The organism is Rhizobium deserti, from assembly GCF_004358025.1.
Lineage (GTDB): Bacteria > Pseudomonadota > Alphaproteobacteria > Rhizobiales > Rhizobiaceae > Neorhizobium > Neorhizobium deserti.
Genome location: NZ_SMTL01000001.1, coordinates 979,570 through 991,823 on the forward strand (window position 1 = coordinate 979,570; position 12,254 = coordinate 991,823).

General features: G+C 60.7%; 7 protein-coding genes. All 7 read left to right on the forward strand.

Features of this window, described 5'->3' with window-relative positions; all coding sequences use genetic code 11:
- Positions 1-4 precede the first annotated feature (4 nt).
- The 7 genes from E2F50_RS04725 (at position 5) to glgA (ending at position 12,253) form a co-directional block, all read left to right on the forward strand.
- Positions 5-2,428, forward strand: coding sequence for a circularly permuted type 2 ATP-grasp protein (locus E2F50_RS04725; RefSeq protein WP_133314868.1), 2,424 nt, complete (start codon positions 5-7; stop codon positions 2,426-2,428).
- 14 nt (positions 2,429-2,442) lie between these two features.
- A complete protein-coding gene (locus E2F50_RS04730) occupies positions 2,443-3,321 on the forward strand; it encodes a transglutaminase family protein (protein ID WP_133314869.1) in 879 nt (292 codons plus the stop codon).
- Between the two features lie 125 nt (positions 3,322-3,446).
- On the forward strand, positions 3,447-4,625 hold the full coding sequence (locus E2F50_RS04735; protein ID WP_133314870.1) for a vWA domain-containing protein: 1,179 nt from the start codon (positions 3,447-3,449) through the stop codon (positions 4,623-4,625).
- Positions 4,626-4,838: 213 nt separating this feature from the next.
- Positions 4,839-7,301: a glycogen/starch/alpha-glucan phosphorylase gene (locus E2F50_RS04740; RefSeq protein WP_133314871.1), complete on the forward strand. Its 2,463-nt coding sequence runs from the start codon at positions 4,839-4,841 to the stop codon at positions 7,299-7,301.
- A gap of 17 nt (positions 7,302-7,318) precedes the next feature.
- Positions 7,319-9,514: a 1,4-alpha-glucan branching protein GlgB gene (gene glgB, locus E2F50_RS04745; RefSeq protein WP_133315244.1), complete on the forward strand. Its 2,196-nt coding sequence runs from the start codon at positions 7,319-7,321 to the stop codon at positions 9,512-9,514.
- Between the two features lie 18 nt (positions 9,515-9,532).
- Entirely contained in the window at positions 9,533-10,795 is a 1,263-nt protein-coding gene (glgC, locus tag E2F50_RS04750; RefSeq protein ID WP_133314872.1) for a glucose-1-phosphate adenylyltransferase, read from the forward strand.
- 12 nt (positions 10,796-10,807) lie between these two features.
- Positions 10,808-12,253 carry a glycogen synthase GlgA gene (gene glgA, locus E2F50_RS04755; protein ID WP_133314873.1) on the forward strand — a complete coding sequence of 482 codons (1,446 nt, stop codon included), beginning with the start codon at positions 10,808-10,810 and terminating at the stop codon, positions 12,251-12,253.
- The last annotated feature ends 1 nt before the right edge of the window (position 12,254 follow it).

Here is a 12,254-nt window from a genome sequence, read left to right on the forward strand (position 1 = left end):
AGCCATGTCCCAGCGACCGGCAACAGAACGCGTGGAACCCGAACCGATCGGCGGCGACCCGATTCTCGGCTATTCCGCTTTGCCGGGCGTCGCCGACGAAATGCTGGATGCCAACGGCGAGATCAAGCCGGTCTGGCTGAACCTGATCACGCGGTTGAGCCGCATGTCGGAAGGAGAGCTGCATGACCGCTTCGCGCGCGCCGACCGTTATCTGCGCGACGCCGGCGTCTTCTACCGCACCTACGGGGCGCAAGCGCCTGCAAAAGGCAACGGCGAGCGCAGCTGGCCGATTTCCCACATTCCCGTGCTCATCGACGGCAAGGAGTGGGAAGCGGTATCGAAGGGCCTCAAGCAGCGGGCCGATCTTCTGGAAGCTCTGATCGCCGATATCTACGGCGACAACAAGCTGGTGCAGGAAGGCATACTGCCGCCGCAACTGGTGGCCGCCAATCCAGAATTCCTGCGCCCGCTCGTCGGTGTCAAGCCGGTCGGCGGCCACTATCTGCATTTCTGTTCCTTCGAAGTCGGCCGTGGGCCGGACGGCAAATGGTGGGTCTTAGCCGATCGCACCCAGGCGCCTTCGGGCGCCGGTTTTGCACTGGAGAACCGGGTAGCAACGACCCGTGCCCTTTCGGACATCTATGCGGAAAGTCATGTGCACCGCCTGGCCGCCTTCTTCGGCGCTTTCCGCGACGCCCTGCAGGGCCACAAGCAATATCCGGAGGACCGCATTGCCGTTCTTTCTCCCGGCCCCGCCAACGAAACCTATTTTGAGCATGCCTATATCGCCCGCTATCTCGGCTTCATGCTGCTCGAAGGAGAAGACCTGACGGTTGTCAACAACCGAGTCATGGTGCGCACCGTGGCCGGCCTGAAGCCGGTCGGCGTGCTCTGGCGCCGGCTTGATGCGTCCTATGCCGACCCGCTCGAGCTTGATCAGAATTCGCATATCGGCACGCCCGGCATGGTCCAGGCGCTGCGATCCGGCTCGCTGACCCTGGTCAATGCGCTGGGCTCCGGCATACTGGAAACGCGCGCTCTGCTTGCCTTCATGCCGACCATCTGTCGCCGGCTGACGGGGCAGGATCTGACCATGCCGTCGATCGCCACCTGGTGGTGCGGCCAGAAGTCGGAACGCGAGCATGTCGCCGCCAATATCGAACGTATGGTCATTGGCCCGGCCTATTCGCGCATGCCCTTTTTCGACGACAACGGCCAATCCGTGCTCGGATCGTCGCTGCGCGAGACGGCCAAGGATACGGTCGGCGAATGGCTTGCCTCGGAAGGCTCCAAGCTGGTCGGCCAGGAAGTCGTGACGCTCTCGACCACGCCCGCTTATGTCGATGGCAAGCTCACCCCACGGCCGATGTCGCTGCGCGTTTTTGCCGCCCGCACCGCGAGCGGCTGGCAGATCATGCCCGGCGGCTTTGCCCGTATCGGCTCCGGCGACGACGTGGCGGCGATCGCCATGCAGGCGGGCGGCACGGCTGCCGACGTCTGGATCGTTTCCAGCAAGCCCGTCGGCAAGCCGACCCTGCTGCCACCAGAGGAAAGCTTCACCCGCAATATGCCGGGCTCGCTCCCGAGCCGCGCCGCCGACAATCTTTATTGGCTCGGCCGCTATATTGAACGAGCGGAAGGGGCTTTGCGCATCCTGCGCGCCTGGAACCTGCGCTATGCGGAATCGGCGGACCCGGAAGCGCCGCTGCTGGCCGACGTGAGCCGCTATCTGGAAAGCATCGACATCGACATGGGAAAGGCGGTGCCGACACCGCTTCTGCGCAATATCGACAGCGCCATTTACTCCGCTAGCAATATCCGCGACCGCTTTTCGCCGGACGGCTGGCTTGCCTTGACCGATCTTGCCAAAACGGCGCGGCGCTTCCACGAGGCCGTGCAGCCGGGTGACGATGCCGCCCATGCCATGACCGTGCTGCTGCGCAAGCTCGCAGGCTTTGCCGGCCTGGTGCACGAGAACATGTATCGCTTTACCGGTTGGCGCTTCCTGTCGATCGGCAGGCATCTGGAACGCGCCCTGCACATGACCCGCCTTCTCGGCCACATGTCGGGGGAGGATGCTCCGGATGGCTCACTCGACATGCTGCTGGAAATCGGCGACAGCGTCATGACCCATCGGCGCCGTTACAATGTGGCGACCGCGCGGCTGACCGTGGCCGATCTTCTGGCGCTCGACCCTCTCAACCCGCGCTCCGTCCTGTACCAGCTGAACGAGATCCGCACCGAGGTGGAGCAATTGCCGAATGCCTTCGTCAACGGCCAGATGTCGCCCTTTTACCGCGAGGCCATGCGGCTGCATTCGGGACTTGCGGTGATGACGCCGGAAGGCATGAACGAGGACTTCTACCGCAAGCTCGAACAGGAGATGGAGAAGCTGTCCGACATTCTCGGTCAGACTTACTTCAGCTGAGGGAAGATATGTCGATGCTCTACGACCTCTCCCTTCACATGGGCTATGCCTATGACGTCCCGGCATCCGGTGCCCGGCATCTGATCCGTGTGCTGCCGGTGTCGCTGCCCGACCGGCAGAGACTGATCGCCGGCTCGGTCACCGTCACCCCGACCGCCGAGGAACGAACCAGTTTCATCGACTTCTTCGGCCAGCAGGCGACGGCAGTGCTGGTGCGGGCGCCGCACGAGCGTCTCGATATCCGCATGCAGGCGCGCGTCATGGTCGAGCCTCCGCCGCTCACCGCCGACCTGTCGCCGCAACTTGCAGAGCTTCGGGAGGAATTGGAGGATCTGCGGTCCGTGGGACCTGCGTCTCCGCATCATCTGACCGGACCCAGCCTTCGCCTGCCCGAAGAGCCCGCCATTGCCGAATATGCCCGGGAGACCATGAAGCCGGGGCAGACGGTGCGCGAGGTCGCGCTTGCGCTCTGCGCCCGCATCAACAAGGACTTCGCCTACGATGCGGAAGCGACCACCGTCGATTCGACCGCCAAGGAAGCGTTTGCCCTGAAACGCGGCGTTTGCCAGGATTTCGCCCATATCATGATCGTCGCACTGCGCAGCCTCGGCATTCCCGCCGGCTATGTCTCGGGCTTCCTGCGCACAATTCCGCCGGCGGGCAAGGAGCGGCTGGAAGGGGCGGATGCCATGCATGCCTGGGTAAAGGTCTGGTGCGGCGACGCGACCGGATATATGGAGCTTGATCCGACCAACAATATCGCTGTCGGAAGCGATCATATCGTTGTCGGCTACGGCCGCGATTACTCCGATGTGGCACCGGTGATTGGCGTCCTCAAGGGTTACGGAAATCAGAAGGCGGCCCAGGCCGTCGACGTCATTCCAGTGAGATAGCCTCGTTTTGACGCTGAATCGCGACATTCGTTAAGATTGCGCGGATTGCTTTAGAATTTCATCCACAACTCCGGACTTATGGTCACGCAAAGCTCGAATGACTCGAGCAGCGATCGGGGACGACCATGGCCAAGTCACATCTCAGGCGGCTTTTGAAGGACCGCAGCGGCAATTTCGGAATCATGACGGCTGTGCTTCTGCCCGTGCTCCTAGGTGCTGCGGGTGTGGCGCTGGATTTGAGCAATGCGATGCAGACGAAGAGCGCCTTGCAAGGACTGGCGGATGCCGCGGCCTTGGCAGCCGCCTCCTCCATGGCCGACAAGGGCCTTACTCCGGAGCAGGCGGAGGAGCTCGCAAAATCGCTGCTTGCGGCCCAGATCGGCGAAGTCGTGAAGAGTAAAGATGCGGCTGAGGCGGCCAATCAGGCTGAATACATCAAGGATAACACTGCCGTCGTGGTGTCGCAGACGGGAAGCCCATCATCCGGGCAGACCTTCAATGTCGCGATAAACAGTTCATTGAATCTGCCGTTGAGTGGCTTGAGCGCAGCAATCGGCGTCGGCACGATGAACGTTGCCGTATCCGGCTCGGCTCAGAGCAGCACCGAGGCGCAGAACGCACTTTCCATGTACCTCGTGCTCGATCGCTCGGGATCGATGGGGGAGGACACAGCGACCGTCAACACGGCCCAACCCAAGAAGTGCAGCTCCTATTCAAACGGCAAATGCCAGGAAACAACAAATTATGTGATCAAGATCGACGCACTCAAAATAGCGGTCAACAGTCTGCTGACCACCATCAAGCAAGCCGACGCGGACAGCAAATATGCTAGGCTTGGGGCGGTCTCCTACAACAATGAAATGCAGTCGCCTGAGAAGCTCCGCTGGGGAACTAAAAAGGTCGAGGACTACGTCAGTAAGCTGAGTGCAGACGGGACGACCAATTCCGGAGAGGCGATGGAGACCGCTTATTCTTCGCTTTCCGCTGCTACTGAGGCAAGTGCACATAAGAAGAAGAACGGACAGAGCGATCCGAGCAAGTACATCATTTTCATGACGGACGGAGAAAACAACGTTGCCGGTGCGGACACAAAGACGAAGGCAGCATGCGCCAATGCAAAGGCCGCCGGGATCGAGATCTACACCGTTGCATTCATGGCTCCGACTGCAGGCCAAAAGCTTTTAAAAACCTGCGCAACCGACACAAGCCATTACTACGACGCAGATAACGCAGTCGATCTCATTGCGGCGTTCAAGTCCATCGGGGAAAAAGCTTCACAGGTCGGCACCCGCCTCACCAATTGATGGTTTCGCCAAACCCGTAGCGCCCCGCCATCGCCCGGCGGGGCTTTTGATTCCAGCTATGGCGATCGCTTGGCCAGTTCCGCTCAAGTTCACTAATATATTCCCGACCCATTGAAGGGTGTCATAAGGCTGCATAGACTGTCTCGCGACATCATGCCTGATGGACCTGAATCGGACGCCTTTCCTCCCGTTCCACCAGAAAGTTGGCGATATATGAACAGTCTCTCTTCTCCGGTTGAAATCCCGCAGCCGGCTCCACGCAGCTCCCGCCCTGAAATCCTCGCGGAAGAGATCATCGAACGCCTGACCTACCGCATCGGCAAGGATGCCAAGGTTGCCAAGCCGCATGATTGGCTGACAGCGTCGATCCTCGTTGTGCGCGATCGCATCATCGACAAGTGGATGGAGAGCACCCGCAAGGTATACGCAACCGATGGAAAGCGGGTTTATTATCTATCGCTGGAATTCCTGATCGGCCGCCTGATGCGCGACGCCGTCAGCAATCTGGGCGTCATGAACGAGCTGCGCGACGCGCTGACGTCCCTCGGCGTCGATATTGACGTGATTGCCGGGCTCGAGCCGGATGCCGCTCTCGGCAATGGCGGTCTTGGCCGTCTCGCCGCCTGCTTCATGGAAAGCATGGCAACCGTCGACATCCCGGCCTATGGCTATGGCATCCGCTATGTCCACGGCCTGTTCCGTCAGCAGATGGCGGACGGATGGCAGGTCGAACTGCCCGAAAACTGGCTTGCTCACGGCAATCCGTGGGAGTTCGAGCGCCGGGAAAGCTCCTACGAAATCGGTTATGGCGGCACCGTCGAGACCGTCGGCGGCTACGAAGACACGCCGCGTTACGTCTGGAAGCCGGCCGAACGCGTCATCGCCATGGCCTATGATACGCCGGTGGTCGGCTGGCGCGCCCAGCGCGTCAACACGCTGCGCCTCTGGTCGGCCCAACCGATCGATCCGATCCTGCTCGATGCCTTCAACGCCGGCGACCATATCGGCGCGCTTCGCGAAAGCAACAAGGCGGAAAGCCTGACACGCGTGCTGTATCCGGCCGACGCCAATCCGGCCGGTCAGGAACTGCGCCTGCGCCAGGAATTCTTCTTCTCGTCCGCTTCGTTGCAGGACATTCTTCGCCGTCACCTGCAGCAGTATCCCGACTTCACCAATTTGCACGAGAAAGTCGCGATCCAGCTTAACGACACCCATCCTGCGGTGTCGATCGGCGAATTGATGCGGCTTCTCACCGACATCCATGGCATGGATTTCGAGCAGGCATGGGACATCACCCGCCAGACCTTCTCCTATACCAACCACACGCTTCTGCCGGAAGCGCTGGAAAGCTGGCCAGTGCCACTGTTCGAGCGCCTCCTGCCGCGCCACATGCAGATCGTTTATGCGATCAACGCGAAAATCCTGATCGAGGCCCGCAAGCAGAAAAGCTTCTCTGAAACGCAGATCCGCTCGATCTCGCTAATCGACGAAAGCGGCGACCGCCGTGTCCGCATGGGCAACCTTGCCTTTGTCGGCTCCCATTCGGTCAACGGCGTTTCGGCGCTGCATACCGACCTGATGAAGGTCACGGTGTTTTCGGATCTGCACACGCTGTATCCGGCTCGCATCAACAACAAGACCAACGGCATCGCGCCGCGTCGCTGGCTGATGCAGTGCAATCCCGGGCTGACATCGCTAGTAAAGGAAGCTATCGGCGACAGCTTCATGGACGATACCGATGCTCTGCAGGGACTGGATGCCCATGCAGACGACAAGGCCTTCCAGGAAAAGTTCGCCGCCGTGAAGCGGGCGAACAAGGTGCAGCTTGCCAATCTCGTCGGCAGCCGGATGGGTATCCGTGTCGATCCTTCCGCCATGTTCGATATTCAGATCAAGCGCATCCACGAATACAAGCGCCAGCTCCTGAACATTATCGAGGCCGTGGCGCTCTACGATCAGATCCGTTCGCATCCGGAACTGGACTGGGTGCCGCGCGTCAAGTTTTTCGCCGGCAAGGCGGCGCCGAGCTATCACAATGCCAAGCTCATCATCAAGCTTGCCAACGACGTCGCCCGCGTCATCAATAACGACCCGGCGGTCCGCGGCCTGCTGAAGATCGTCTTCATCCCGAACTACAACGTCTCGCTGGCCGAGATCATGGTTCCGGCGGCCGATCTTTCCGAGCAGATTTCCACGGCGGGCATGGAAGCTTCGGGCACCGGCAACATGAAGTTTGCACTCAACGGCGCGCTCACCATCGGCACGCTTGATGGCGCCAATGTGGAAATGCGCGATCACGTCGGCGAAGACAACATCGTCATCTTCGGCATGACCGCAGATGAAGTCACCAAGGTTCGTGCGGACGGGCACGATCCCCGTCCGATCATCGAGAAGTCGCGTGAACTGGCACAGGCGCTCAACGCCATCGCCACGGGTGTCTTCTCACCCGATGACCGGTCGCGTTTCTCGGCGCTGATGGACGGCATCTACAATCACGACTGGTTCATGGTTGCTGCAGACTTCGATGCCTATGCGGAAGCGCAGCGCAACGTTGACCAAATCTGGGCCGACCCTAAATCCTGGTATTCGAAAACAATTCGCAATACCGCCCGGATGGGATGGTTCTCCTCTGACAGAACTATTCGCCAGTACGCGTCGGAGATCTGGAGAGCCTGATGACAAAATCGCCGCGTATGCTCGATGACGGGAGAGCTCCAGGAGAAATCCCGTTATCCGAGATCGAGGCGATTTTAGAAGGCAGGCACACCAACCCATTCGCCGTCCTCGGGCTTCATAAGCTCGGGGACGGCTTTCGGGCTCGTTGCTTCATTCCCGGCGCCGAGGCCGTCACCGCGCTCAGCCTCACCGGAACCGAGCTAGGCGAACTCACCTGCCGTCATGAGGCCGGCTATTTCGAGGGTCTGGTCAGCGCCACGCAACTACAGCCGATCCGCTATCGCGCCCGCCGTGGCGACGACGAATGGGCCGTTACGGACCCTTATTCCTTTGGCCCCGTGCTGGGACCGATGGACGACTACCTTCTGCGGGAAGGCTCGCATCTGCGCCTGTTCGACAAGATGGGCGCCCATCCCCTGAAGCATGAGGGTGTCGAAGGCTTTCACTTCGCCGTTTGGGCGCCGAATGCCCGACGGGTCTCGGTCGTCGGAGATTTCAACAATTGGGACGGGCGTCGCCACGTCATGCGGCTGCGCACGGATACCGGCATCTGGGAAATCTTCGCTCCCGATATTTCCGCCGGCTCTGCCTATAAGTTCGAGATCGTCGGCAAGGACGGGAAAACGCAGCCCTTGAAGGCCGACCCTTATGCTCGGCGTGCCGAGATGCGCCCGAAGACCGCATCGGTGACCGCGCCGGAACTCGCTCAGAAATGGGATGACGAGGCGCACCGCGAGCATTGGGAAAAATCGGACCACCGACGTCAGCCGATCTCGATCTACGAGGTGCATGCCGGTTCCTGGCGCAAAAAGGCCGACGGCTCTTTTCTTTCCTGGGACGAACTTGCCTCCGAACTGATCCCCTATTGCGACGACATGGGCTTCACCCATATCGAGTTCCTGCCGATTACCGAGCACCCCTACGACCCCTCATGGGGCTATCAAACGACCGGGCTTTATGCCCCGACGGCCCGCTTCGGCGAGCCGGAAGGTTTTGCGCGCTTCGTCAACGGCTGCCACAAGGTCGGCATCGGCGTCATTCTCGACTGGGTGCCGGCGCATTTTCCGGTCGATGCGCACGGCCTCCGCTTCTTCGACGGCACCGCGCTCTACGAGCATGAGGATCCGCGCCAGGGTTTCCATCCGGACTGGAACACCGCCATCTACAATTTCGGCCGGGTGGAAGTCCTCTCCTACCTCATCAACAATGCGCTTTACTGGGCGGAGAAGTTCCATCTGGACGGGCTGCGCGTCGATGCGGTCGCCTCCATGCTCTACCTCGACTATTCGCGCAAAGAGGGCGAATGGGTGCCGAATGAATATGGCGGTCGCGAAAATCTCGAATCTGTGCGCTTCCTGCAGAAGATGAATACGCATTCCTACGCCGCCCATCCGGGCGTAATGACCATTGCCGAGGAAAGCACGTCTTGGCCTAAAGTCTCCTCGCCCGTGCATGAAGGCGGGCTTGGTTTCGGCTTCAAGTGGAATATGGGCTTCATGCACGACACGCTGAGCTACCTGCAGCGCGAACCGGTGCACCGCAAGCACCATCACCATGAGCTGACTTTCGGACTGGTCTATGCCTATTCGGAAAATTTCGTCCTGCCGCTGTCCCATGATGAAGTGGTTCACGGCAAGGGCTCGCTGATCGCCAAGATGGCCGGGGATGACTGGCAGAAGTTTGCCAACCTGCGCGCCTATTATGGCTTCATGTGGGGTTACCCGGGCAAGAAACTGCTGTTCATGGGCCAGGAGTTTGCCCAGTGGAGCGAATGGAGCGAGGAGCGCGCGCTCGACTGGAACCTCTTGGCCTACCATCCGCACGAAGGCATCCGTCGCTTGGTGCGCGATCTCAACTTCTGCTACCGCTCCAAGCCTGCCTTGCATGCGCGTGACTGCGAAGGCGAAGGCTTCCAGTGGCTGATCGCCGACGACGCGGAAAACTCTGTTTATGCCTGGCTGCGCATGGCACCGGGCGAAAAGCCGGTCGCGGTCATTACCAATTTCACGCCGGTGTACCGGGAAAATTATCGTGTGCCCTTGCCAAACGAAGGCAGATGGCGGGAAATCCTCAACACAGACGCGGAGATCTATGGCGGCAGCGGCAAGGGCAATGGCGGTCGGGTTCAAGCCGTCAATGCAGGAGGAAGCATTTCGGCAGAAGTCACATTGCCGCCTTTGGCAACGATCATGCTCGAACTGGAACAAGCGTAAAGCATAAGGGAGGGAACAATGAACGAGAAACGCATTCAGCCGCTGTCACGCGATGCCATGGCCTATGTGCTGGCCGGCGGCCGCGGCAGCCGATTGAAGGAACTGACAGATCGGCGCGCCAAGCCCGCCGTGTATTTTGGCGGCAAGGCCCGTATCATCGATTTCGCCCTGTCCAACGCCCTGAATTCGGGCATTCGACGCATCGGCGTGGCCACCCAGTATAAGGCCCATTCGCTGATCCGCCACATGCAGCGGGGCTGGAACTTCTTCCGACCGGAGCGCAACGAGAGCTTCGACATCCTGCCCGCCTCCCAGCGCGTCTCGGAGACGCAGTGGTATGAAGGCACAGCCGATGCCGTTTTCCAGAACATCGACATCATCGAGGCATACGCTCCCGAATACATGGTCATCCTGGCCGGCGATCACGTCTACAAGATGGACTATGAATACATGCTGCAGCAGCATGTCGATTCAGGTGCCGACGTCACCGTCGGCTGCCTGGAAGTGCCGCGCATGGAGGCGACCGGCTTCGGCGTCATGCATGTCAACGAGAAGGACGAGATCATCGCCTTCGTGGAAAAGCCCGCCGACCCGCCTGGCATTCCCGGCAATCCGAATTTTGCGCTGGCATCGATGGGCATCTACGTCTTCCACACGAAATTCCTGATGGAGGCACTCAAGCGCGATGCGGCAGCGGAAGGCTCCAGCCGCGACTTCGGCAAGGACATCATCCCTTACATCGTCGAGCACGGCAAAGCCGTCGCCCACCGCTTCGCCGACAGCTGCGTCCGTTCCGATTTCGAGCGCGAGCCCTATTGGCGCGATGCCGGCACGATCGACGCCTATTGGCAGGCGAATATCGATTTGACGGAAATCGTCCCGGGCCTCGACATCTACGACAAGTCCTGGCCTATCTGGACCTATGCGGAAATCCTGCCGCCGGCCAAGTTCGTCCATGACGACGAAGACCGCCGCGGTTCGGCGACGTCCTCGGTTGTTGCCGGCGACTGCATTATTTCGGGCTCTTCGCTCAACCGCAGCCTGCTGTTCACCGGGGTCCGGGCCAATTCCTATTCGAAGCTCGAAGGTGCGGTCGTTCTGCCGAATGTCCGCATCGGCCGGCGAGCACAGCTTCGCAATGTCGTCATCGATCACGGTGTAACCATTCCGGAGGGCCTGATCGTCGGTGAAGATCCGGAACTTGATGCCAAGCGCTTCCGCCGCACCGAAACCGGGATCTGCCTCATCACCCAGCCGATGATCGACAGGCTGGACGTTTAAGTTGGATATCTGATGCAGGTTCTTTCGGTCGCGTCCGAAGTCTATCCTCTGGTGAAAACCGGCGGGCTTGCCGATGTGGCCGGAGCCCTGCCGCTGGCGCTTGGTCGGCACGGCGTCTCGGTACGCACGCTGATGCCTGGTTATCCTGCTGTCATGCAGGCGGTGAGAGACGCCGTCCCTGTCCTACGCATCGAGGACCTTCTCGGCGCCAAGGCGAATATCCTGTTGGCGAAACATCAGGGTCTCGACCTTCTGATCCTCGATTGCCCCGCCTTCTTCGATCGTCCCGGGGGGCCCTATGTCGATGCGGGCGGCCAGGACCATGCGGACAACTGGAGGCGCTTTGCGGCGCTTTCCAAGGCCGGCGCGACCATTGCCCAGCAGGGCATTGACGGGTGGAGACCAGATCTCGTGCATGTGCACGACTGGCAGGCGGCGATGCTGCCGGCCTACATGCGCTACGCCGCCGAACCAGAAATTCCGAGCCTGATCACCATCCACAACATCGCCTTCCAAGGTCAGTTCGGCGCCGACATCTTTCCGCATCTGCAACTACCGCCGCACGCCTTTGCCATGGACGGGGTCGAATATTACGGCGGCGTCGGCTTCCTGAAGGCAGGGCTTCAGACGAGCTGGGCGATCTCGACCGTCAGCCCCTCCTATGCGGAAGAAATTCTTGAGCCGGAATTTGGCATGGGCCTCGAAGGCTTGCTCAATCACCGCGCCTCCAGCCTGACCGGCATCGTCAACGGCATCGACACTGAGGTCTGGAACCCTGAAACCGACAGCAATCTCAGTGCATATTACGGCTCTGCGACGCTCGAAGCTCGCGAAGCGAACAAGCGGGCCTTGGCTGAGCGCTTCGGCCTGGCCGAGGATGATGGTCCGTTGTTTTGCGTCATATCGCGGCTGACCTGGCAGAAGGGCATGGATTTGCTCGCCGAGACTGTCGATGATCTGGTTGCGCTCGGCGGCCGGCTGGCCGTGCTCGGCTCAGGTGACCGGGGGCTGGAAAGCGCGTTTCTGGCCGCGGCGGAAAAGCATCCCGGTCGCGTCGGCATCGTGACCGGCTACGACGAGCCGCTGTCTCACCTGATGCAGGGCGGTGCCGATGCGATCGTCATTCCGTCGCGATTCGAACCCTGCGGCCTGACCCAGCTTTACGGCCTGCGCTACGGCTGCGTGCCGGTCGTCGCCCGGACCGGCGGCCTCAACGACACGGTGATCGATGCCAGCCCCGCGGCGCTTGCGGCAAAGGCTGCCACCGGCGTTTCCTTCGGCCCCGCTACCCCGGACAATCTCCGCCGCGCACTTCGCCGTACCGTTCGCCTCTACCAGGATCCCAAGCTCTGGACTGCGATCCAGAAGCAGGGCATGAAATCGGATGTCTCCTGGGAAATGAGCGCCGGCCTCTACGCCGCGCTTTATTCACAATTGCTTGTCAAAAAAGGTGCCTGAT